Genomic DNA, 22,053 nt, shown 5'->3' with positions numbered 1-22,053 from the left:
CGGGAGGTCCGATGGCACGTGCCACCCTGTCGTCCCGCCTCCTGACGGCGGTCGCGGTCACCGTCGCGGTCCTCGCCACCGGCACGCCCGCGATGGCCGCCACCTCCGGCCGGGCCCGGGTGTTCGTCTCCGGCGACGCCCAGCACGTCGAGTTCGTCGCCGGGACGGGCAAGGCCAACCAGGTGGAGATCTTCCGCTCCGGCAACACGGTCACCGTTGACGACCGGCACCGGATCCGCACCGGCAAGGGCTGCACAGCAGTCAAGGGCGACGTGACGAAGGTGCGCTGCGCGATCCGCTCGACCGGTCAGGTGACCGTCGACGTCCGGCTCGGCGACCGGAACGACGTCTTCGCCAACAAGACCGCGCTCTACGCCGACGTGCGCGGTGGCACCGGCCGGGATCGGCTCTACGGCGGCACCGGCACCGACTCCCTCAACGGCGATCAGGGCGCCGACAAGATCTACGGCGGGGAGGGTGACGACTTCCTGCGGGGAGGCGCACTGCCGGGCGGCGACTTGCTGCAGGGCGGGATCGGCGACGACACCCTGCTCGGCAGCTCCGGTGACGATCACCTGAACGGCGGCGACGGCGACGACCTGGTCTTCCCTGGCGCCGGCAAGGACTTCACCTGGGCCGGAGACGGCGACGACACGATCCTCGACGCCGAAGGGAACGACACCGTCGACGCCGGGTTCGGCGACGACCGGGTCTCCGGCGGTCCCGGCGCGGACTCCCTTTACGGCGCCGAGGGCGACGATCGGCTCCACGGCGGCACCGGCGCCGACCGGCTCTTCGGCGACGACGGCGACGACCTGCTGAACGGTTCGGTAGACCGGGCCGGCGGCTCGGACTACGACACCGCGGCCGACAGCCTCGACGGCGGCGCGCACACGACCGGCGACACCGCCGAGGTCCGCCCGAACGACACCACCGCGAACTGCGAGATCGTCACCGCCGTGCCCTGACCGGCGCCGCCCTCGCCGCCGCCTGGCCGGACCATCGATCAGCTCCGGCACCCGTCGCCCCGCTCTGCCGCGCAATCCGGCCCTGATGCCGCCAGGGCGTGGGAACAGACGTCGCTGACCGGTGCGGAAGTGGTTCGACGTGCGGCCCCGGAGGAACTCGGCGCCCACGTCACACCTCGCGGCCTGCACTGCTCGCCCGAGCCCGCCACAGGCGTCAGCTCGCCGACGAGCCCGGTCATCGCGCCCGGCAACCGGGTGCCGATGCCAGTGCCGGCAACGAAACGCCATCACGACCAGCTCGACGTGCCCATGATCGGTCGACATCGACATCCGCCCTCCTTCGACCAGCCCTGCCCCTCGCCTGACGACAACTATAAACCCGGTGTATACATGGAGCGCATAACGAGTTCGAGACGAGAGCGAGGACACAGATGAGACAACCCAGCCTCGCCAGCGCCGCCATCACCGCGCTGGCCACCGTCATCACACTGGGCGCGGCTCCGACCGCCGCTCAGGCCGCAACCCCGGCGATCACATGGGCGACCTGCGACGACCGGGCCGAGGTCCAATGCGGCAGTGTGACCGTCCCGATCGACTGGTCCAAGCCCGGTGGTGCGACGCTCGACATCGCGCTGGCCCGACGGCCGGCCGGCGATCCCCGGGCCCGCATCGGCACTCTGGTGATCAATCCCGGCGGGCCCGGCGGCTCCGGTGTCGCCTCGGTGAAGGGCGGGTTCGCCGACCACCTGCCGGCCGAGGTGCTCCGCCGGTTCGACCTGGTGGGTTTCGATCCTCGCGGCGTCGCCGGCAGTGGGCAGATGCGATGCCTGCCCAGCGATCTCACCGCGGCGCACTACCTGCCCACCACCGCCGCACAGTTCGACGAGCTGCGAGCCGGCAACCGGGCCGCGGCCGAGAGCTGCCATGAGATCAGCGGGCCGCTGGCCGGGTTCCTCGACAACCTGAGCGTCGTGCGAGACATCGACGCGGTGCGCGCGGCGGTCGGCGACAAGAAACTGACGTTCTACGGCATCTCGTACGGCAGCATGATGGGCCAGCAGTACGCCCAGGTGTTCCCCGACCGGGTGCGGGCGTTGGTGCTCGACAGCAACATGGACCACAGCCGCGCCACGACCTGGGACTTCCTGCGCAGCGAGACAGTCGCCGCACAGCAGGTGTTCGACCGCTTCGTCGAGTGGTGTGCCGGGACCGACGAGTGCGCATTGCACGGCAAGGACGTCCGCAAGGTCGTCGCCGACCTGCACGCACGCGCTGAGGCGGGCGAGCTGGGCGAGACCGACCCGCTCACCCTGCTCGACGACATCCAGAGCATGTTCGGCGGACCGTACTGGCCGGAGCTGGCCGACCGGCTCACCGACTTGTCCGCCGCGGAGCCGTCCCCGGACCCGACAGCAGAAGCGGCCGCGACCGTGGAGCCGATCGAGGACATCAACGGCATCTTCTGCTCCGACTGGCGGCTTCCGGTTCGCGATGTGGCCGAAGTGCGGGCGTACCGCAAGAAGCTGGCGCGCGTGGCGCCCGACATGAAACTCAACACGCAGGCGTGGGCCGCGGTCCTCAGCTGTGTCGGCCACACCGCCGAGGTCCGCAACCCGCAGGGCCCGCTGGTGTGGAAGGGCGTGCCGCCGGTTCTCCTGCTGAACAGCCGTTTCGACGCCGCGACCCCGCACGAGTGGGCGCGCAACGTGGCCCGCCAGACCGGCGCGACCCTGCTCACCTATGAGGGCACCGGCCACGCGGTCAACTCATTCGACAGCGCCTGCATCCGCAAGGCGACCGAGCGGTACCTGATCAACGTGCGCACCCCACGCCCAGGTACCAGCTGCCCAGCGATCTGAGGTCGCAAGCAGCCGTCGTTCCTCGGGGTGTTGCCGGAGTCTGGTGGTTCTTACTGGCCAGCGACCCGACGCGAGCCGAGCCGCCGTAGGCGCTGTGGCAACCAGGCCACCCCAGACCAGGTCAGGCCGGATCTTGCCTGACTGGATCATGCTGGACTGGATGGGTCTTGCCTGGTCAGGCTGGATCGGACCGTCCTGGCCAGGTCAGGCGGGACGGCGCTGGATCGGCTTGGACCGAGGTCAGGTGGGCGGGCCCGGGTCGTGCCGGAACACCAGGCCGGCCGCGGCCAGTTCGAGCTCGATCCGGGCCCGCTCGATGTCCCGCTCGATGCCGTCCAGCGGTTCCAGGAACTCCTCGATGCCGAGGCAGCCGCAGGCCAGCCGCAAGCGGGCGTCATAGCTGCGCATCGTCGCGACCAGCAGCACCTCGGAGTGGAACGGCGGATTGCGGCGCTGATGGTCCAGACGGCGCAGGTCGAACGCGATCTGCTCGATGGCCGGCGGCCTGAGCGCGGCCAGGCGGGCCTGATCCCAGGAACGCAGGCCACGGTCCAGCCGTCGAATGGTGGTCCGGTCGCCACGACTGCGTGGCCCCCGGTCGATGCGCCGGCGGCGGCGGGCCAGGTGCCGGGAACCGGACCGCTCACGGAGGTCGCGGGCCCTCAACTCCTTCCGGCCGTCCCGGGTGAGGATGCGGCGGAGGTCGGACGGTTTGCCGCTGAGAAGGATCGTTGCGGCACACGGAAATATCAGCAGCGCTGAGAGCGCCGCCGAGAGCACAGCAATGTGCGCGATCGCCACGGTTCGACGCTAGGCCCTGACCGGCCAGTCCGGAATACCCGTTCGGAGGAGTCGATCGTGCCAACCTCACCCGCGTTGACCTCGGAATACGGCATCTCAAAAAGTGATCTTGAGCGATGGACGGATCTTCCCGCCTTTCCCCGGATTCCGGCGCGCAAGGCGAGCGGGCGGTCGGGCGCACAAGCCGAGCAGGCGGCCGGGCGCACAAGGCGCTTGGGCGAGCGGGCACGCAAGGCGCTTGGGCGAGCGGGCACGCAAGGCGCGACGACGGGCCGGGCCGAAACGCATCCGCTGGACGGAATCCCGGACCGGCGCCGAACCGGGGACGCCGAACGCAAGAAAGAACGTTCGGTATCGCAGAGCAGATCTGGGCCGGACCCGGCGGGCGGCAGCCGGTAGCAAGAACGTTCGGTACCGGAAAGCGGAACCGAACCAGACCCGGGCCAGACGGAGGCAGGACGGGCCGGGCGGGCCGCAAGTAGCAAGAACGTTCGGTACCGCGAAGCGAAACCGGGCCGGACCCGGCGTACCCCAGGCAGCAAGAACGTTCGGTACCGCAAAGCGAAACCGGGCCAGACCCGGGCGGGCCGAAACGGGCCTGGTGACCCTCTAGACCTTTACCCCGGAGCCGGTTCGGGCGCGTGGGACGTCCACCGGAATCGTCGCGGACTCGACCGGCACGTCCACCTCGGTGGTGACGACCGGGGCGGGCGGGCTGATCAGGTGGAGACGGGGTCGAGGGCGTAGGCGTACCGAAATCCGGTCTCCGCTCGTCTTCAGCTCCCAGACCAGCGCGGCGGCCGCGGCCAGGAAGCTGACCACGCCGGCCGCCCAGATGCTGGACGGTACCCCGAAGTGTTCGCCCCACCAGCCGGACAGCGACGCCCCGATCGGTGTGGTGCCGAGGAAGACCAGCACGTAGAGGGCCATCACCCGGCCGCGGAATTCCGGGTCGACGCCCATCTGGACGCGGTGGTTGCAGCCTTGGGCCAGGTAGATCGAGAAGAAGCCGGTGGGGACGAGCAGCAGGGCCGCGGTCACGAAGTTGGGAGCGAAGCCGACGGCGATCTCGAAGATCCCGAAGAGCAGGCCGGCCGCGATGATCAGGTAGGCGCTGGGGCGGGCGGTTCGCCGGCTGCCGGCCAGTGCGCCGCCCAGCGATCCGATGGCCAGGCAGGTGGTGAGCAGGCCGAACGTGGACGGGCCGGCGTCGTATTCGATCTTCGCGAGGGCGGCCAGGGTGACCGGGAAGTTGAAGCCGATCATGCCGATGACGAACATCATGAAGATCGGCAGCAGTAGGTCATGGCGCTTGCCGACATACCGCAGGCCGTCGCTGACCCGGGCGTTGCCGCGGTCCTTGCGTTCGGTGCGGTACAGGTCGGCGGGGCGCATCCGCAGGTAGGTGAAGACCGGGGCGATCGCCAGCGCGGTCGAGATCAGGAACACCGCCGGCGTGTTGAGCAGTGCGAGCAGCACACCGGCCAGGGCCGGGCCGCTGATCCGGGCGACGTTGAAGGTGGCCGCGGACAGGGCCAGGGCGTTGGGCAGCAGGTGCAATTCGACCAGTTCGGAGACGAAGGACTGCCGGACCGGGGTCTCCACCGCGTTGGCGATGCCGAGGAACAGCGCGGACACGAACACGTGCCACAGTTCGACCACCCCGGAGGCGACCAGGATCGCGAAGACCACGGCGAAGAACGCGAACGCGGCGTTGGCCACGATCAGGATCTTGCGTTTGTCGTAGCGGTCGGCGAGCCGGCCGGACCAGAGGGTCAGCAGCATCACCGGGACGAACTGCAGTGCGGTGACGATGCCCAGCGCGCCCGGGGAGTTGTCGGAGAGTTCGAGGACCAGCCAGTCCTGGGCGGTGAACATCATCCACACGCCGACCAGCTTCACCAGCTGCCCGATCGTGAAGAGCCGGTAGTTCGGAACCCCTAGGGATCGGAAGGTGGTGCCCAAGACAGCCCCTGTTCGTCGTACGCGTCATCGTCAGGTGACGAAGCGGAACGACCTGGGGCCTGCTGTCAGCCGCGGGCGACCCGCTGCAGGATCTCCGCAGCAGCCGCGAGGGTTTCCCGTTCCTCCGGAGTGAGCTGGTCCAACTGGACCGCCAGCCACTCGTTGCGGGCTCGCTCGTGGAACGCGTAGACCGCCCGGCCCTCGTCGGTGGGGGCCAGGATCACCTGGCGGCCATCGGTGGGGTGGGGTGTCCGCGCGACGAGCCCACGCTCCTCCAGCTTGCCGACGATCTTCGTCATCGTCGGGGGCTGGACCCGCTCCATGTCGGCGAGCTCACGAGGAGTCAGCGCACCGGCCAGTTGGAGGCTGGTCAGCGCGGAGAGCTGACTGAACGTCAGATCGCCCACCGGGCGGGCTTGCCGGACTCGCCGGCTGAACCGGATGATCGCATCCCGCAGCGTCTTGGCCAGTATCTCGGCCGTGGTGCGCTCCGTAGTCATCACCCGCTCCGTCACGGTCTTTAGCTTAGCTAATGAGCATTGCTAACGACATCCGTTAACCCGTATGACAGCCGTCACCGGGCAGGAGCGCCCGGTGACGGCTGGAAGAAACTCAGAGGATCCAGGATTCCAGGGGACCCCGGGCGAAGTACAGGACGAACAGGGCGGCGATGCCGTACATCAGGGGGTGGATCTCCTTGATGCGGCCTGTCGCGGCCTTCAGCAGGACGTACGTGATGATCCCGGCGCCGATGCCGTTGGAGATCGAGTACGTGAACGGCATCAGCGTGACGGTCAGGAACGCCGGCACCGCGATCGTGTAGTCCGACCAGTCGATCTGCCGCACCGTGGTGATCATCAGGAAGCCGACCACCACCAGGGCGGTCGACGCCGCCTCGAACGGCACCACCTTCACCAGCGGCGCGAAGAACATCGCCACCAGGAACAGCGCGCCGGTCACCAGGCTGGCGACACCGGTCCGGGCACCCTCGCCGACACCGGAGGCGCTCTCCACGTACGACGTGTTGCTCGACACACTGGCCACACCGCCGGCCGCCGCGGCGACCGAGTCGACGAGCAGGATCTCCTTGGTACGCGGCGGCATGCCCTCGGCGTCGAGCAGCTCACCCTCCTGCCCGACCGCGACCATCGTGCCCATGGTGTCGAAGAAGTCGGTCACCAGCAGCGTGAAGATGAACATCAGCACGACCAGCGGGCCGGCCGTGGTCCACGAGTCGAGCACGTTGAACTGGCCGAGCAGCGACAGGTCGGGGGTGTCGATGATCTGCTCGGGCAGCGCCGGCGTGTTCAGCGACCAGCCGCCCGGCTTCGCGATCGCCTCGACCACGATCGCGATCGCGGTGGTGCCGAGGATGCCGATCAGGATGGCGCCCTTGACCTTGCGGACGAAGAGCACCAGCGTGATCAGCAGACCGATCACGAACACCACGATCGGCCAGGTCATCAGCTTGCCGCCGGTGCCCAGCTCGACCGGGACGGTGGTGTTGGCGGCGTCCGGCACGCGGTGCACGAAGCCCGCGTCGACCAGCCCGATGATCATCAGGAAGAGGCCGATGCCGACGCCGATCGCGGTCTTCAGCTGGGTCGGCACCGCCTTGAAGACGGCCGTACGCAACCCGGTCAGCACCAGGATGGCGATCAGCACACCCTCGATGACGACCAGGCCCATCGCGTCCGCCCAGGTCATCTCGGGCGCGATCTCGTACGCGACGAGCGCGTTGACCCCGAGGCCGGCGGCCAGGGCCAGCGGGAACCGGCCCACCACCCCCATCAGGATCGTCATCAGGCCGGCGACCAGCGCGGTCCCGGCGGCCAGGGCGGTGATCGGCAGCTGGGCGCCGTCCTTGTCCACACCGCCGGCCAGGATCAGCGGGTTGAGGACGACGATGTAGGCCATCGTGAAGAAGGTGACGACACCGCCACGGATCTCGCGGCTCAACGTCGAGCCGCGCTGGGTTATCTCGAAAAACCTGTCGAAGGCATTCATGAGACTCTTTCGGTATGCGCGAGGGACGCGCGCATGTTGTCAGACCTGCGTTTCGGCGACAAAAACCGAGCGATGTTACAACTCTCACGTGCTGCGCGGATGCGATGCGTAGTGGCCGTACCCTGACAGAGTGAGTGATCTGTCTCCCGCCACGCGCACCGACGGCCCGCTGTCGGCTCTCTCCGTGGTGACCGGGACGAAACCTCGGCCCGCACCGCTGGACCCACCGATGGTCCCGTTCGCGCTGGCCGGTGTGGCCGCTTTCGCGATCGCCCTGCTGGGCACCTGGCTGGCCGGCGCGCCCGCGCACGTGGTCCAGGTGTGCCTGGCCGGGCTGCTGTGGGGCATCCCGGGCACGCTGACCATGGTGGTGCACGACCGGGGCCGCAAGCGGCGCAGGGCGCTGACCCACCCGGAGGTCCGGGTGGTGGAGGAGCAGCGGACGGCCTGAGGCCTAGCTGTGGCCGTAATCCTCGGCCGGCTCGCCCGCCTCGACCGAACCGTGGCCGCGGCTCACCGCCACCGCCTCGACCTCACTGTCGTCGTAGACCGTGGGCAGCTCGTCGACCGGCTGCTCGGACGCGCTGAGCAGGGCCTCGGAGTGGGCGCCACAACCGTGGTCGGCGGCGACCGCGCGGCCGTCGTCAGGCGCGTACAGGTTGCCGCAGACGCCGAACATCATCCGCATCGAACCGGCCAGCGGCAGGTAGAAACCGCAGGTGCCGCAGCGCGCGTTCCGCGGGGCGGCGGACGAGATCGGGGCCTCCGGGCCGGCGTCACCGTCATACCACCGCTGGGCCGTCTCCATCCGGCCCTCCTGGGACATCACCCGGGACCGGCCCAGGCCCAGCTCCCAGGAGACCTGCTCGACCGCGGCGTCGTCGCTGAGCACGTAGCCCGGGGACAGCCGGTCGTCGTCGGGGGCGGTCGGCATCAGGTCGCCGACACCGAGGTCGCCGGGCTGGACCCGCTCGTTCCACGGCACCCAGCCGGGGGCGAGCAGCGCGTCCGGGCCGGGCAGCAGAACCGTCTCGCAGACCGTGACGTGCCGGCTCCGCGGCACACGGGTCACCGTGACCGCCCACCGCCAGCCCTTGTATCCGTCGAGATGACTCTCGAAGAAGTGAGTTACAACACGGTCGCCCTCGGCGACAGCGTCGAGATGATCGCCGATGTCGGCCGGGTCCACTTCGGTGATGGCACCACGTGCCACCCCGACGGCATCGGCACAGACCTGGTCGAGTCGGGCGGCGCGGGAGGTGGTCCTGGAGGTCACCCGCCCATTGTTGCCTACCGAACCCCGGAGCCCGCAACGACTCCCCAGATACCCGGACAGCGAGGGCCTTGCGGATCGCCGGGCACCGGAACGGGACGCGGGTCGCCCACATCAGTCAGGATGGTTCCATGCCGCTGCTTCCCACGCTCGGACGCACCGTCGGCACCGGCGTCAAAGCCGCCCGGCTGCTGGTGCGTGGATCGGTGCGCGGCGGCGCCTGGGCCACCCGCCGGGTCGGATCGGCACGCGCCCGCGGCGCCGCCGGCGAGACCGGCATGATCCGGCTCTTCGATCTGCACGCGGTCTCCTGCGCCGGTGACGCCCTGATCGCGATCGGTCTGGCCGGGACGATCTTCAGCGTCCCGCTCGGCGAGGCCCGCAGCAAGGTCGCCCTCTACCTGCTCATCACGATGGTGCCGTTCGCGCTGCTGGCGCCGGTGGTCGGCCCGCTGCTCGACCATTTCCGGCACGGCCGGCGGTACGCCCTGGCCACCACCTTCCTGGGCCGGGCCTTCCTGGCCTACGTGATGTCCGACAACCTGCTCGGCTGGGGGCTCTATCCGGCGGCGTTCGGGGTGCTGGCGCTCTCCCGGGCGTACGGGGTGGCCCGCTCCGCCGCCGTCCCCCGGCTGCTCCCGGAGGGTGTCGGGCTGTCCCAGGTGGGCGCACGCGCCAGTGTGTACGGGACGTTCGCCGGCATCCTGGTCGCCCCGATCGGCCTGCTCGCCTTCACGTTCGGCCCACAGTGGCCACTGCGGGTGGCCGCCCTGATCTTCATCGCCGGCATGGTCGTCGCGCTCCGCCTGCCACCCCGCGCCGACTCCGACCCACCCGAGGCGCTCCCCCGGGCCTGGCGTGCCGTGCTCGGCATCGGCCGCGGGACCGAGCGCCCGCTCTCCGGCAAGCTGGTCGTCGCCACCCTGATCGGCAGCACCAGCCTGCGGCTGCTCTACGGCTTCCTGCTGCTCTTCCTCACCTTCGCGATCATGGGCGGCCAGGTGGACACCTCGCTGGCCGGCTGGGAGCTGGGCCGGGGCACCGCGGTCGGCCTGGTCGGCGGCGCGCTCGCTCTCGGCACCTTCCTGTCCACCGCGGCCGGCACCGGACTGCGCATCCGGCGCCCGCTCGCCCTGCAGTCCAGCGGCCTGGTGATCACCGCGACGATGGCGGTCCTCACCACGATCTTCTTCAACCTGGCCATAGTGACCCTGCTGGCCCTGCTGACCGCGATCTTCAGCGGCATCGCCAAGCTGGCCGTCGACGCCAGCATCCAGGAGCGTGTCGTCGAACGGCAGCGGGCCACCGCGTTCGCCCACTCGGAGACGGCTCTGATGCTGGCCTGGGTGGCCGGCGGCGGTCTGGGCCTGATCCCGGTGGCCGGGCGGCTCGGCATCGGGTTCGCGGCCCTGCTGGCGGTGCTGGCTGCGGCGCGGGCGGTCTGGTCCGCCACCCGCCTGCGCAACGAGCGCCTGGCCGGCCGGCCGGGCGTGCCGGTCAGCGACGACACCGACGCGTTGTTCTCCGACGAGCTGGACGACCCATCAAGATCAAACCCTCGCGCCGGTACGGGTGAGGCCCACCCGTCCCCATCCGAGGCCCGTGACCCCTTCGACGAGTTCGAGGACGACTTCCGAACCGACAGCGCCACCGGGCCCGAGCGCGCCCCCACGAGCCGGGACACCTCCCGGGACGGCCGTACCCGGCAGTTGGACCTCGATCCCGCGCCCGCTGGAAGACGCTGGTGGCAGGGCAGGCGGAAAGCCACCACCGATCCGGCACCGCAGCAGAAACGCGAACCCGGCGACGAGGCGACCACCCGGCTGGATCCCACCGAGCCGACCACTCGACGACACTCCGGCCGGGGCTCCGATGCGGACGGCGGGACCGCGCATCCGGCGGCACCACCCGGATATCACGTGTACCGGCCGTCCTCCGCCGACAGTGACTCCGCGAACGGTGAGGACTCGTGAACGCGTACCCGATTCTGGTGGTGACCGCGGTGAGCGCGGAAGCCGAATCCTTCCGGGACCACCTGGACCCGGAGCGAATCGTGGTCGAGGCCGTCGGCGTCGGGCCCGCCGCGGCCGCCGCCGGAACCGCGCGGCTGCTCGCCTCCCGCCCCTACCGCGCGGTGATCAGCGCCGGGATCGCCGGCGGTTTCCCCGGACGCACCGAGATCGGCGGCCTGGTGATCGCCACCCGCAGCATCGCCGCCGACCTGGGTGCGGAATCTCCCGGCGGTTTCCTGCCGATCGAGGAACTCGGCTTCGGCAGCAGTGTCCTTTCCGCCGACCCGGTGCTGGTCAAAGCCCTGCGGGAGGCACTGCCCCACGCGGTGCCCGGCGACGTCCTGACCCTGGCCACGGTCACCGGCACGGCCCCGACCGCGGACCGGCTGGCGGCACGCTTCCCGCAGGCGGCCGCCGAGGCGATGGAGGGGTACGGCGTGGCGGTGGCCGCCGAGGGCGCCGCCGTCCCGTTCGCCGAACTCCGCGCGATCTCCAACCCGGTAGGCCCCCGCGACCGGGCCGCCTGGCGCATGGCCGACGCGTTCGCCGCGCTCCGGGCCGCGGCCCCCGCCCTGAACGCCCTCCCCACCACCTGGTAACCCACCGCAACGCGGCACACGAACCAGGCCCACCCGCCACGTGCCGCATTTCGGCCCGAAACGCACCACCACACGGCACACGGCACACGGGACCGGGCCCGCGCGCTGCGTGCCGCGCTGCGGTCCGGAACGCACCGCAACGCGGCACGGGAATCGCGGCTGACCGCTGCGTGGAGATGTTTACACCGAAGCTGTTGCTGTTGGGGATCCAGGGCGTCATGCTGCGCTGAACGCGTGTGATCGGCGCCACCTTTCACCGCCTACTCCGGAGCGAGGCATCGATGGCGGACGTGAGCACCGGCACCCGTGCACGGCTGATCGGCGCGGGTTATGCGGCTCAGGGCCTCGGCTATGCGGCGGTGGTCACCGCGCTGCCGGCGTTCAAGGAGCGGCAGGGCATCGACGACACGTTCGTCTCGGTGATCCTGCTGCTGGTGGTCGTGGCGGCGGCCGGCGGTTCGGTGCTGGCCGATCAGGTGGCCGCCCGCTGGGGCAGCCGGTACGCCCTCTCCTCCGGCCTGTTCCTGGTGGGTGCGGGGCTGGCCGGCACCACTTTCTGGACACCGAACGCGGTCTTCGCGGCGATCTTTCTGGCGTACGGGATCGGGCTGGGCGCGGTCGACGCCTCGCTCAGCATGCAGGGTGTGCTGGTGCAGTCCCGGCTGGGGCGCAGTGTGATGAGCCGGCTGTTCGCCGCGTACACGGCCGCCGCGATCGCCGCCGCGCTGCTGATGTCGGGGGCGCTGGAGACGGGGGCGGGCGCCGCGGTGGCGGTGGGGGTGGCGGCTGTTTACGCGGTGCTGGTCGGAGTGGTGGGCTGGCGGATGTTCGTGCCAGAACGTACCGAAAGATCGAATGTGGCACATGCCGGCGGTAACCGTTCCGTACGACCGATCGTCCTGGTCTGCGGGATGTTGATCTTCACGGCGTTCCTGGTGGACTCGGCGATCAGCACGTGGAGTTCGGTCTACCTGCACGACTCGCTGTCCGCGGCGGCCTCGGTGGCGCCGCTCGGCTACGCCGCGTACCAGGGCGCCGTGCTGGTCAGCCGTCTCGTCGCCGACCATGTGGTGCCGCGGGCCGGACGGCTGCCGGTCGCCATCGCCTCGCTGATCGTGTGCGGTGTGGGCTGCGCCCTGGTGGTGACACTGCCGGCGATCTGGGCCGCGATGGCCGGATTCACCATCGCCGGGATCGGGGTCGGCGTGCTGGTCCCGCTGGCGTTCAGCGCGGCCGGCGAGGCGGCCCTGGACAGCAGCGACGAGGTGATCGCCAAGGTGAACCTGTTCAACTACGGTGGGGCGCTGCTCGGCGCGGTGCTGCTCGGCGCGCTGTCCGAGCCGGTCGGGCTGCGGTGGGCGTTCCTGATCCCGGTGGTGGCGGTGATCGTGACGCTGCCGCTGGCCCGCCGCCTGCGTGATCTCCGGTTCCATCCACAGCCGGCCGCCGGTTGAGCTGGCTGACGGTGGCTAAGCTGTGGCCGTGCCGAGGCTGGTGGACCACGACGAAAGACGGGCGGAGCTGCTGTCAGCCGCCTGGCGGGTGGTCCGGACCCGAGGTGTCGAAGGCACCACCACCAGGGCGATCGCCGACGAGGCGGGCTGTTCGCTGAGCGTGCTGGCGCATTTTCTGGGCGGCAAGGACGACATCCTGGTGGCCGCGCAGAAGGCGGTCTACGACCGGATCGTCGAGCGGGCGTTCGAGATCGGCGGCGACCTGTTCGGCCTGGACGGCCTGCGGGCCGCCCTGGAGGCGGTGCTGCCGCTGGACGAGGAACGGGCCGCCGACGCGCACGTGAACGTGGCGTTCGCCGGTGCCGCCCTGTCCCACCCCCGGCTGGCCGAGTCCCGCCGGGACTCGCACCGGTCGATAAGGGATCACCTGCTGAACTGTCTGCGCGAGGCCCGGGAACTGGGCGAACTCCGGCCGGGTGTGGACGACGACATCGTGATCGACGACTTCATCATCCTGGTCGAGGGCAGCACCCTGCTGAGCCTGGTGGACGGATGGGCCCTCGAAGGCCGGGCGGAGCGGCTGTCCCGGCTGGCCGACCAGTTCACCGACCAGCTGCGCGTCTCAGGGTGACGAGCAGACGTCGTTGCGCCACGCCCAGGCGGCGATCTCGACCCGGTTCCGGGCGGCGAGTTTACGCTGCACGTTCGCCAGATGGGTCTTGACCGTCGACAGTGTCACGTACAGCCGCCCGGCGATCTCGTCGTTGGTGTGACCATGCGCCACCAGCCGGACCACCGCGAGTTCCCGGTCGGTGAGCGGCTCGGTCGGCGGGGGCTCCGGCGGCCCGGGTTCGCCGCGGCGGGGCGCCAGGTGCGCCAGCAGGCGAACGGTCACCGCCGGAGAGATCAGCGTGTTCCCGGCGGCAGCCGCACGCACCGCCTCCACCAGCAGGTTCGGTGACGTGTCCTTGAGCAGGAAGCCGCAGGCGCCGTTGCGCAGCGCCCGGTAGACGTACTCGTCAAGGTCGAAGGTCGTGACGATGAGAACGTTGAGCGGATCTCGAACGGCCGGTCCGGCCAGCAGCCGGGTGGCTTCCAGACCGTCGAGTCTCGGCATCCGGATGTCGAGCAGGCAGACGTCGGGGCGGAGCCGGCGGGCCTGCTCCACAGCGGCCTCGCCGTCGGCCGCCTCGGCCACCACCTCGATGTCCGGCTGGGTGCCGAGGATCATCCGGAACGCTGTCCGGATCATGTCCTGGTCGTCGGCGAGCAGAAGCCGAATCGTCATCGCTGTCCCCTCACACCCGTTCCGAGACCGGCAGGATCGCGGTGACCTGCCAGCCTGATCCGGCCGGGCCGGCCGAGAACTCGCCGCCCGCGGCACGCACCCGCTCGCTGAGACCGGTCAGGCCGAAACCGCCGGCGGGCAGCGACGACCGTACGGCACCGCCGTCGTTGCGGACCGAGACCTCGGCCAGCCCCGTCCGCTCCGGGTGGGCCCGGATCCGGATGTCGATCCGGGTCGTCCCGGTGGTGTGCCGCAGCACGTTGGTCAGCGCCTCCAGAACGGTGTGATGTGCCGCGTCCAGGGTGGCGGCGGGCAGCGGCCGGTGGGCCAGCGACTCGTCGACGGCGACCTCCGGTGCGGGATAGCCGGGCGGCAGGGTTGCGGTGACAGCGGCCAGCATCTCGTCCAGTGTGCGGTGGGCGCCGGGGGCGGGCGTCCCGTCACGCAGGATGCCGACGAGCGTACGCATCGAGGTCAGCGCCTGGCCACCGACCTTCTCGATACCGGCCAGCAGGGTGTCCAGCTCCGCCGGCGAGGGCGCGGCCCCGGAGCCCGTGACGAACCTGATGGCCTGCACCTGGGCGACGATCGCGGTCATGTGATGGGCCACGTGGTCGTGCAGGTCCCGGGCATGATCCAGCCGTTCGGCCTGCCGGGCCAGCCGGTCGGCGTCGGCCCGGCGGCGCTCCAGCAGGCGCAGGTACAGGCCGAGCATGGCGAGAAACAGAACCCACCCGGTGAGTACGACACCGGCCATGCCACCGTCCCGGGACAGGACCGGTGCGTTGACCGGATGCAGAAGAACCCTGGTCGGCAGCAGCCCGATCGCCAGGATCGCCAGTACGGCCGGCCCCACCGCCCTGGTCACCGGATGCTGCATGAACACCCGGATCACCGCCACCGACAGCGCGCCGAACTCCACGATGCCGAACGTGTGCTCCGGGCGCAGCGACGGCACCAGCCCACAGAGCAGCGTGACCGTGACCGAGGTCGCCGCGGCTCCGGCGACAGCGGACGGGCGGGCCTCGGCCAGCAGCACCACGGCCACCGCGCACAGTCCGCTGACGACGAGGCCGACCCGGGCCGGCAGCGTGGGGCCGTCCAGCCCTTCGACGACGACAAGTGCCGCGACGACGACGGCGAACAGACCGGCCGTCACCCGCCGCAGTCCCCTGATCAACACAGGAGGCCACGCTACGACACCCGTACCCGGGCGGCCTGGTTCTTTCGGCCGACCGATCACGCGACCGCTCGGTAACACGGCTGAGGCGGCCCCGGCCGGATCGCCACAGGATCGAAGCCGCACCGGACGACGAGCGGAGATGATCGTGGGTACGACAGTGCGGGCCGTGGGCCTGCGGGTGAGAACGGGACGGCACCTGGCCGTCGACGGCGTCGACCTGAGCCTGGGCAGTGGGGTGCACGGCCTGCTCGGCCCGAACGGCGCCGGCAAGACCACCCTGATCCGGGCGCTGGCCACCGTGCTGAAGCCGTACCAGGGCGAGCTTCGGCTGCTGGACGGCCGCGATCTGCGGGCGGTACGGCGGGCGCTCGGCTACCTGCCGCAGGAGTTCGGCTACCACCCGCGGTTCACCGTTGCCGAATTCGTCGAGTACATGGCCTGGCTCAAAGAGGTGCCCGCCACCGGACGCCGCCGGGCGGTCCGGAACGCGATCGACCGGGTGGGCCTGGCCGACCGGGCCGGCTCCCGGATGAAGGCTCTCTCCGGGGGCATGCTGCGCCGGGCCGGCATCGCCCAGGCCATCGTGAACGAGCCGGAACTGCTGCTGCTCGACGAGCCGACGGTGGGCCTCGACCCGCAGCAGCGACTCGACTTCCGGGCACTGCTGCGCGACCTCGGCACCCGCTCCTGCGTCATCGTCTCCACCCACCTGGTCGAGGACGTGGCGGCCGCCTGCACCAGCGTGGTGCTGGCCGACGCCGGCCGGATCGTGTTCCACGGCACGCCGAACGACATCGCCGCGGCCGGCAGCTCCACCGACGCCGGGGACAGCCCGATCGAACGCGGCTACTCCGCCCTGATCGAACGGCACCGGGCGGTGGCGCGATGACCGGCATCCTCGGGATCGAACTGCGCCGTTCCAGCGCACTGCTCGCCGGGGCGGTGACCGCGGTGCTCGGTGTCGCCGGCCTCTACGTGCTCGGGTTCACCGGGCAGACCGCCCTGTGGGATCAGCAGTGGAGTCTGCTCGCCGTCTTCCAGCGCATCATGCTGGTCCTCCTCTGGCCGCTGGCCCTGGCCGCCGGCGCCTGGCAGGCCGGCCGGGACCGGCGCGACCGGATCGAGGAGTTGCTCGGCACCACACCCGCCCCGGATCGGCGGCGGCTGTGGCCGGGAGCCCTGGCCGCCGCCCTCAGCCTGGCCGCCGGCTATCTGCTGGTGCTGGCCGCCGGGTCGGCGAAGGTCGCGACCGCCGCCGGCCATCCCGGGACCGGCTGGTGGGCGGTGACCGCCGTCGGCGCGCTGGCCCTGGCCGCGGCCGGGCTGTTGGGACTCGGGGTGGGTCGGCTGCTGCCGTACGCGTACACCCCAGCCGTGCTCGGGGTGGGCAGCCTCGCCGGGCTGCTCGCCGCGATCGAGCTGACCAGATTCGGTGATCCCGGCAAGCCCGGAGCGGCCCTGCTGCTTCCCTACTTCACCAGCACGATCTCCGACTTCCAGACCGTCGACGGGGCGGTCAGCGCCGGTCAGGCCTGGTGGTTCGGTGGACTGGCCGCCGGCGGGCTGGTGCTGTTCCTCGCATCGAACCGCCTCGTCCGGCTGCTCGCCGTCGTCCCGCCGGCGCTCGGGCTCGCACTGGCCACCCCGATGCTGACCGTGCCCGCGTTCCCGATCGATCCGGCCGCGGTCGCCGAAGTCTGCACCACCGACAGCGGGCCGAAGGTCTGCGTCACCGCCGCCCACAGCCGGCGGCTCCCCACCCTCGTGGGCCCGGCCCGCGAGGCGCTGCTCCTGCTCGCCAAACTGCCGAACGCGCCGGTATCGGTCCACGAGGCGGCACCCGGCGCCGGCCGCCCGCAGCCGGCCACCGAGGCGTGGCTGGACCCCGACAATCTCGGCTCCACCGAACTGACCGCCCGGATCCTGGCCGGCGCCGGCACCCCGATCTGCGTCTCCAACGAGGACGACGACTACCTGGAGGTGCTGCGGGCCCGGGCCATCACCGCGGCCTGGCTCCACGGCAGCCATCCGGCGCCCGGCACCGTCCTCACCACCGAGGAACAGACCCACCGCGACACGATGTGGACGGCACTCGTCGCCCTGCCCACCGCCGAGCAGGAACGCCGGATCACCGCGGTACGTGCCGCCGGGCTGGACTGCGGCGACCAGGCCGCCGCCCTGGGCATCGGAGCCGGCCGGTGACCGCTGTCGTGTTGTTCGTGCGCTCCCGGGAGATACCGGCCGGCGTCCTGTGGGCGGTAGCGGCCATGACGGCCGTCGCCTGGTTCGGCACCGGCGATTCCCCACACGCCGTCACCACTGCCGCACTGGCCCTGGCGTTGGGCGTCGCCGTCGTCGGCCACAGTCTGGGCGGCCCGGACAGCACCCTGGACCGGACAGCGGCGATCCGCTGGGTGCCCCGCCGCGCACTGCACCTGGCCACGATCTTCGTGGTCGCGGCCTCGGTGGTGACAGCCGTGAGCCCCGCCCCAGCCGGCGTCATCCTCCGGGACGCGGCCGGTTTCACCGGGCTCGCCGCCCTGGCAGCGACATTGCTCGGCCGCCGGCTGGCCTGGACCCTGCCGGTGGTGACCGGCTGCGTGTCCGCCGGCATCCCGGCCGTCCCGGAGCCGTTCGCGCTGCACCTGCTCACCTGGGCGGGCCAGCAGGCCGACAGCCGCACAGCGTTCGCCGCCGCCGCGGTCCTCACGCTCGCCGGTGTCACCGGTTATGTGACACACGGCCCCAGCCGGAGCGGCGATGTGAGCTGACCAAACTCCCGACCACGGTTCCCGAGTCCGTTGAACCCACCCGGGAACGTAACTGTCGGCAGCGTCTCGTCGAGTCATCTATCCCGATCATGTTCGCCGTCGGCGCCCGCAACCATGCCGCAGCCTCAGGCTCTGCCTGGGTCGGTTCGACTACGAACGAGCGCCGCGAGCTGTTCAGCCTCATGGATTGAACCCGCTGGTGCTGAGCGGGGTATCCAGGATTGCGACAGTTCGAAAGACGTGGATAGCCGAAGGGGGCTGCTGACCGGTGTTCGATGATCGACTAGCGGCTTTGGCCGAGTTACGAGATGACGGTGCGGCGCTGCTTCAACGGGCGCGGGTCGCGGCCGGCGTGACCGGGGAATCCGGGTCGGATTCGACTGGTTCGGTGTCGGCAGCGTTGGACGAGAACGGCCGTGTCGCCGCAGTGACCGTGGCGGGCGACTGGCGCTCACGACTTTCGGCGGAACGCTTGGGCTCTGCCGTGGTCGACGCGATTCGGGAAGCTGCGGTTCGTCGCCTGGCCGCGTGGGGAGAGGCTTACTCCGAACGCTCCGTTCAGCCGGCTCCGACTGCCCACGCCGCACATCAGCAGATCGAGGCGATCACCTCGGCAACGATGTCCGGCAGAGACTGTGAGGCAGCGCTGGTGACGCTACTCGAAATGGTCGAGTCGATCGAGCGGGGTCTTGATGAGGTGTCCGGCAAACTGCGACAGACCGTGGAGGCTATACACACCGGGCGTAGTCGCCGTCACGAGGTGATCGTGGAGGTGACCGGCGGTGGTGAGGTCGTGGCCGTACGGTTCGACCGGCGGTGGCTGCGGGACGCGCACGACGCCAATCTGAACCGGCAGCTCGCGGCCGCTTTTCGGGCGGCGTACGAGAAAGTCGCTCTGCATGGTGTGGAGAAGTTGATCGCGGACAGTCCGCTCGGGATCGTGCGGCGTGCCGGGTTGGTGGTCTGATGACTCTGCAAGCCGCGTTGGAGGCACTTCGTAGCGATGCCGCCTCGTGGGAGCAGGTGGCTGCGGTGACCCGGCGGGCCGCGATGGAGGCGAACCGGTTGTCTCTGGGAGCGAACGAGCTTTCGTGGGCGGCCCTGCCGAGCGGACTGTTGGATACGTACGCCGAACTGCAACATACGGCCGTGACTCTGCTGGAGGAGGCGAGTGAGGTCTACGGCGGGCTGAGCCTGAAGCTGGACCAGGTCGCCTATCGGTACGAGACCAATGATGATCTGGCCGCCCGAGAACTCGAGGGAGTGTGGGAACCTCGTGAGTGACACCGAGGCCGTCCTGCTGGCACGCATCAACTCGACCATCAACCGCATCGACGGCAAGACCGTCGAACTACAGAATTCGATCAGCAGCAAGCTGGGTTTCATCCCCGAGCCGGTACAGTCGTCGATCCGGCAGAGCTGGGACGACTTCTGCGCTTTCATGGGCCGGATCTGGGAGAACCTTCAGATAATCCTGTCCAACATGGGCTCACCCTCAGCTCTGTCGGATGCGGCTCAAGCATGGAGTGACCGGGTTGGCGTGCCGGTCAGTGGCCAGGTACAGGCTGCCGATGCCGGGCTGCTGACCGTCGACGACAACTGGGACGGTGACGCGGCGGACGCGTACCGGCAGATGTTGCCGTTGCAGAAGTCAGCACTGGAGAAGATCAAAACGACGATCACGGACGGCATGGCGACTGCCTTGGACCAGGCTCGCAACGGGATCTTCCTGTTCTGGGCTGGCCTGATCGGGGCGTTGGTATCGCTGGCCGTGGGCCTCGTCAGCGCGGTCGCCTCCAGCGCCACGATCCTCGGTCTGCCGGCGGCACCGGTCATCGCGGCCGGCGCCGCGCTGACCGCCTCGATGTCGTTGATCGTCGGATGCGAAACCCTCGAACACGCCTGTACGACGGCGAACAACGCCCTGCGACAGAAGTTCGACAGGAGCGGATTCTTCCGGGGTCACTGGCCACCGGCGGGCACGGCATGACCGCCTCCCGCACCGAACACGGCGGCAACACGCTGCTCGCCATGCTGATCGGTGTCGCGGCATCGGCTGACGGATTGGTCGCCGCACTGGGCGTGGTGGCATGGTCCGACCATCGGAGAGGTGGTTTCACCGTGGAGGAGGCTCTACCGTTCACTGTGGCGGGGATGTCCGGTGCCGTCGGTGTCGTCCTGGCGCTGCTGGCGATGGCCGCTCTGTTGCGTGGCCGGGCAGGCCATGGTCTCGCCCGGGCCGTGGTCAATCTTTCCTGGTTACGGCTGGGCGCGGTGATCATCGCCGTGGCGGCCGTCGCGCTGACCGTCGGTGTCACCTCGGTGTTCCCCCTCGCCGGAGTCCTGTTCGCCGTGGGTGACACCGCCGGTGGGCTGATCGTCGCCAGTGCGGCGGCCCGCCGGACTGGCGATGGATGAACCAGCAATCGTTGCCGGCGGCCTGTTCTACCTGGTGAGGACGCTGGTGCAGCTTCTTTGAGGGTGCGACCGCGACCGGCCGCACCCTCGGCAATGTCAGTTTTGGGGTGGCTGGGCGGCGATCAGGTCCCGGTACCAGTAGTACGAGTCCTTCGGCGTCCGCTGAAGGGTGTCGAAGTCGACGTGGATGAGGCCGAAACGCTCGTCGAAGCCGGCCGCCCACTCGAAGTTGTCCAGGGCTGACCATACGTAGTAGCCGTCCACCCGTACACCCGCGGTAATGGCGTCGGCCACCGCCCGCAGGTGAGCGTCCAGGTAGGCGATGCGCCGCTCGTCGTGGACCCGCCCGTCGGGGCCGGGGTCGGCGTCGTGGAACGACGCCCCGTTCTCCGTGATGATCACCGGCGGTAGCGTGGGGTAGCGGTCCCGCAAGGTGACCAGGATCTCGGTGAGCCCGGACGGCACGATCGCCCATCCGAAGTCGGTGCGCTCATCGCTCTTCACCGGCACCGGCGAGAACGGCATGCCGTCCGGAATGTCCACTTCGAGCACTCCGCTGTAGTCCTTCCCGGCCCGCGGCGCCTCGATCATCGTCGGCTCGTAGTAGTTGACCCCGTAGAAGTCGAGCGGGGCCTTGATCAGTTCCAGGTCGCGGTCCAGCTGGGCGTCCGGGGTGCCGGCGCCGGCCCGGATCATCTCGCTGGGATAGTCGCCGAGCAGGATCGGGTCGGAGAAGGTCCAGTTGGTCAGGTCGGAGAACAGGGTCGCCGCGGCGACGTCCTCAGGCGTTTCGGTGGCCGGCGTCACCGGGAAGTGCTGGCTGGCGACTCCCACGCTGCGAGCGCCGTGGGTACGCAACACCTGCACCGCCAGCCCGTGGGCGAGCAGCTGGTGATGTCCGGCCGGAAGCGCCCCGAGTCCGAGACCACGAGCCGGCGCGTGATCGGCGAGCGCATACCCGTACAGGGTGTGCACGTTCATCTCGTTCATGGTGATCCAGTCCCGGACCCGGTCACCGAGGCGGGACACCAGGGTGCCGGTGTAGTCGGCGAGCCGGTGTGCGGTGTCCCGGTTCATCCAGCCGCCGGCGTCCTCCAGCTCTTGCGGCAGGTCCCAGTGGTAGAGGGTGGGCACCGGCCGCAGCCCGGCCCCGATGATCGTGTCGACGAGCCGGTCGTAGAACCCGACATCTCCGGCGAGCACCCGGGGCCAGGAGAACGAGAACCGGTAGTCCTGCACCCCGGCGTCGGCGATGAGCTGGATGTCTTCGGCGTACCGGTGGTAGTGGTCGATCGCCACCCGGCCGTCCTGCCCGTGCCGGACCGTGCCGCCGGCCGCGGTGAAGGTGTCCCAGATGCTCGGTCCTTTGGAATCCGCGGCGCCTTCGATCTGGTAGGCCGAGGTCGACATGCCGAAGCGGAAGCCGGGTGGGAACTGGGGGTGCACAGTGGATCC

22 protein-coding genes are annotated in these 22,053 nt (G+C 70.3%); 14 read left to right on the top strand and 8 right to left on the bottom strand.

The window, feature by feature from the left end:
- Positions 1–11 precede the first annotated feature (11 nt).
- On the top strand, positions 12–968 hold the full coding sequence (locus ACQ0O7_RS08010; RefSeq protein WP_430781139.1) for a calcium-binding protein: 957 nt from the start codon (positions 12–14) through the stop codon (positions 966–968).
- Between the two features lie 431 nt (positions 969–1,399).
- Positions 1,400–2,827, top strand: coding sequence for an alpha/beta hydrolase (locus ACQ0O7_RS08005; RefSeq protein WP_430781138.1), 1,428 nt, complete (start codon positions 1,400–1,402; stop codon positions 2,825–2,827).
- Between the two features lie 240 nt (positions 2,828–3,067).
- On the opposite strand, the gene ACQ0O7_RS08000 is transcribed toward ACQ0O7_RS08005, so the two are convergent.
- The 4 genes from ACQ0O7_RS08000 to ACQ0O7_RS07985 all read right to left on the bottom strand — a co-directional run bounded on the left by ACQ0O7_RS08000 (position 3,068) and on the right by ACQ0O7_RS07985 (position 7,600).
- A complete protein-coding gene (locus ACQ0O7_RS08000; protein WP_430781137.1) occupies positions 3,068–3,628 on the bottom strand; it encodes a hypothetical protein in 561 nt (186 codons plus the stop codon).
- Between the two features lie 609 nt (positions 3,629–4,237).
- Positions 4,238–5,593: an MFS transporter gene (locus ACQ0O7_RS07995; RefSeq protein ID WP_430781136.1), complete on the bottom strand. Its 1,356-nt coding sequence runs from the start codon at positions 5,591–5,593 to the stop codon at positions 4,238–4,240.
- A 65-nt stretch (positions 5,594–5,658) separates the two neighbouring features.
- The gene (locus ACQ0O7_RS07990; protein WP_430781135.1) at positions 5,659–6,108 is read right to left on the bottom strand and encodes a MarR family winged helix-turn-helix transcriptional regulator; all 450 of its coding nucleotides are present in this window, start codon (positions 6,106–6,108) and stop codon (positions 5,659–5,661) included.
- A 97-nt stretch (positions 6,109–6,205) separates the two neighbouring features.
- Positions 6,206–7,600 (bottom strand): NCS2 family permease, encoded by a 1,395-nt coding sequence (locus ACQ0O7_RS07985; protein ID WP_430781134.1) that lies wholly within the window; start codon positions 7,598–7,600, stop codon positions 6,206–6,208.
- A 130-nt stretch (positions 7,601–7,730) separates the two neighbouring features.
- Between ACQ0O7_RS07985 and ACQ0O7_RS07980 the strand changes: the two genes are divergently transcribed.
- Positions 7,731–8,051 (top strand): DUF2530 domain-containing protein, encoded by a 321-nt coding sequence (locus tag ACQ0O7_RS07980; protein ID WP_430781133.1) that lies wholly within the window; start codon positions 7,731–7,733, stop codon positions 8,049–8,051.
- Positions 8,052–8,054: 3 nt separating this feature from the next.
- Here the strand turns inward: ACQ0O7_RS07980 and ACQ0O7_RS07975 are convergent, their stop codons facing one another.
- Positions 8,055–8,936 (bottom strand): DUF3027 domain-containing protein, encoded by an 882-nt coding sequence (locus tag ACQ0O7_RS07975; RefSeq protein WP_430781221.1) that lies wholly within the window; start codon positions 8,934–8,936, stop codon positions 8,055–8,057.
- 68 nt (positions 8,937–9,004) lie between these two features.
- On the opposite strand from ACQ0O7_RS07975, the gene ACQ0O7_RS07970 reads away from it, so the two are divergent.
- The 4 genes from ACQ0O7_RS07970 (at position 9,005) to ACQ0O7_RS07955 (ending at position 13,569) form a co-directional block, all read left to right on the top strand.
- Positions 9,005–10,846, top strand: coding sequence for an MFS transporter (locus ACQ0O7_RS07970; protein ID WP_430781132.1), 1,842 nt, complete (start codon positions 9,005–9,007; stop codon positions 10,844–10,846).
- The gene (locus tag ACQ0O7_RS07965; protein ID WP_430781130.1) at positions 10,843–11,484 is read left to right on the top strand and encodes a futalosine hydrolase; all 642 of its coding nucleotides are present in this window, start codon (positions 10,843–10,845) and stop codon (positions 11,482–11,484) included. The genes ACQ0O7_RS07970 and ACQ0O7_RS07965 overlap by 4 nt, the downstream gene beginning before the upstream one ends.
- 281 nt (positions 11,485–11,765) lie before the next feature.
- On the top strand, positions 11,766–12,938 hold the full coding sequence (locus ACQ0O7_RS07960; protein ID WP_430781129.1) for an MFS transporter: 1,173 nt from the start codon (positions 11,766–11,768) through the stop codon (positions 12,936–12,938).
- A gap of 28 nt (positions 12,939–12,966) precedes the next feature.
- Positions 12,967–13,569, top strand: coding sequence for a TetR family transcriptional regulator C-terminal domain-containing protein (locus ACQ0O7_RS07955; protein WP_430781128.1), 603 nt, complete (start codon positions 12,967–12,969; stop codon positions 13,567–13,569).
- Here ACQ0O7_RS07955 and ACQ0O7_RS07950 read toward each other — a convergent pair.
- On the bottom strand, positions 13,561–14,226 hold the full coding sequence (locus ACQ0O7_RS07950; RefSeq protein ID WP_430781127.1) for a response regulator: 666 nt from the start codon (positions 14,224–14,226) through the stop codon (positions 13,561–13,563). The genes ACQ0O7_RS07955 and ACQ0O7_RS07950 overlap by 9 nt on opposite strands.
- Positions 14,227–14,236: 10 nt before the next feature.
- Complete coding sequence (locus tag ACQ0O7_RS07945) at positions 14,237–15,409, bottom strand: sensor histidine kinase (protein WP_430781126.1); 1,173 nt, start codon at positions 15,407–15,409, stop codon at positions 14,237–14,239.
- 139 nt (positions 15,410–15,548) lie between these two features.
- On the opposite strand from ACQ0O7_RS07945, the gene ACQ0O7_RS07940 reads away from it, so the two are divergent.
- The 7 genes from ACQ0O7_RS07940 (at position 15,549) to ACQ0O7_RS07910 (ending at position 20,598) form a co-directional block, all read left to right on the top strand.
- The gene (locus tag ACQ0O7_RS07940) at positions 15,549–16,298 is read left to right on the top strand and encodes an ATP-binding cassette domain-containing protein (RefSeq protein ID WP_430781125.1); all 750 of its coding nucleotides are present in this window, start codon (positions 15,549–15,551) and stop codon (positions 16,296–16,298) included.
- Positions 16,295–17,611, top strand: a complete 1,317-nt coding sequence (locus ACQ0O7_RS07935) for a hypothetical protein (protein ID WP_430781124.1) — start codon at positions 16,295–16,297, stop codon at positions 17,609–17,611. The genes ACQ0O7_RS07940 and ACQ0O7_RS07935 overlap by 4 nt, the downstream gene beginning before the upstream one ends.
- Positions 17,608–18,180 carry a hypothetical protein gene (locus ACQ0O7_RS07930; protein WP_430781123.1) on the top strand — a complete coding sequence of 191 codons (573 nt, stop codon included), beginning with the start codon at positions 17,608–17,610 and terminating at the stop codon, positions 18,178–18,180. The genes ACQ0O7_RS07935 and ACQ0O7_RS07930 overlap by 4 nt, the downstream gene beginning before the upstream one ends.
- 292 nt (positions 18,181–18,472) lie before the next feature.
- Positions 18,473–19,147 (top strand): hypothetical protein, encoded by a 675-nt coding sequence (locus ACQ0O7_RS07925; protein ID WP_430781122.1) that lies wholly within the window; start codon positions 18,473–18,475, stop codon positions 19,145–19,147.
- On the top strand, positions 19,147–19,464 hold the full coding sequence (locus ACQ0O7_RS07920; protein ID WP_430781120.1) for a hypothetical protein: 318 nt from the start codon (positions 19,147–19,149) through the stop codon (positions 19,462–19,464). Before ACQ0O7_RS07925 ends, ACQ0O7_RS07920 begins: the two co-directional genes overlap by 1 nt.
- On the top strand, positions 19,457–20,170 hold the full coding sequence (locus ACQ0O7_RS07915) for a WXG100 family type VII secretion target (RefSeq protein ID WP_430781119.1): 714 nt from the start codon (positions 19,457–19,459) through the stop codon (positions 20,168–20,170). The genes ACQ0O7_RS07920 and ACQ0O7_RS07915 overlap by 8 nt, the downstream gene beginning before the upstream one ends.
- Entirely contained in the window at positions 20,167–20,598 is a 432-nt protein-coding gene (locus ACQ0O7_RS07910) for a hypothetical protein (RefSeq protein WP_430781117.1), read from the top strand. The genes ACQ0O7_RS07915 and ACQ0O7_RS07910 overlap by 4 nt, the downstream gene beginning before the upstream one ends.
- A gap of 96 nt (positions 20,599–20,694) precedes the next feature.
- Here ACQ0O7_RS07910 and ACQ0O7_RS07905 read toward each other — a convergent pair whose 3' ends face one another.
- Positions 20,695–22,044 carry a GH1 family beta-glucosidase gene (locus ACQ0O7_RS07905; protein WP_430781115.1) on the bottom strand — a complete coding sequence of 450 codons (1,350 nt, stop codon included), beginning with the start codon at positions 22,042–22,044 and terminating at the stop codon, positions 20,695–20,697.
- Positions 22,045–22,053: the final 9 nt, after the last annotated feature.

Source organism: Actinoplanes sp. G11-F43 (genome assembly GCF_050589265.1).
Taxonomy (GTDB): Bacteria; Actinomycetota; Actinomycetes; order Mycobacteriales; family Micromonosporaceae; genus Actinoplanes.
This window is presented reverse-complemented; position numbering and strand designations above follow the sequence as displayed.

Bases quoted from the DNA above. Each gene is read 5' to 3' on its own strand.
- ACQ0O7_RS08010 (WP_430781139.1), top strand. From the start codon at position 12: ATGGCACGTGCCACCCTGTCGTCCCGCCTCCTGACGGCGGTCGCGGTC.
- ACQ0O7_RS08005 (WP_430781138.1), top strand. From the start codon at position 1,400: ATGAGACAACCCAGCCTCGCCAGCGCCGCCATCACCGCGCTGGCCACC.
- ACQ0O7_RS07985 (WP_430781134.1), bottom strand. From the start codon at position 7,600: ATGAATGCCTTCGACAGGTTTTTCGAGATAACCCAGCGCGGCTCGACG.
- ACQ0O7_RS07970 (WP_430781132.1), top strand. From the start codon at position 9,005: ATGCCGCTGCTTCCCACGCTCGGACGCACCGTCGGCACCGGCGTCAAA.
- ACQ0O7_RS07960 (WP_430781129.1), top strand. From the start codon at position 11,766: ATGGCGGACGTGAGCACCGGCACCCGTGCACGGCTGATCGGCGCGGGT.
- ACQ0O7_RS07950 (WP_430781127.1), bottom strand. From the start codon at position 14,226: ATGACGATTCGGCTTCTGCTCGCCGACGACCAGGACATGATCCGGACA.
- ACQ0O7_RS07940 (WP_430781125.1), top strand. From the start codon at position 15,549: ATGATCGTGGGTACGACAGTGCGGGCCGTGGGCCTGCGGGTGAGAACG.
- ACQ0O7_RS07935 (WP_430781124.1), top strand. From the start codon at position 16,295: ATGACCGGCATCCTCGGGATCGAACTGCGCCGTTCCAGCGCACTGCTC.
- ACQ0O7_RS07920 (WP_430781120.1), top strand. From the start codon at position 19,147: ATGACTCTGCAAGCCGCGTTGGAGGCACTTCGTAGCGATGCCGCCTCG.
- ACQ0O7_RS07910 (WP_430781117.1), top strand. From the start codon at position 20,167: ATGACCGCCTCCCGCACCGAACACGGCGGCAACACGCTGCTCGCCATG.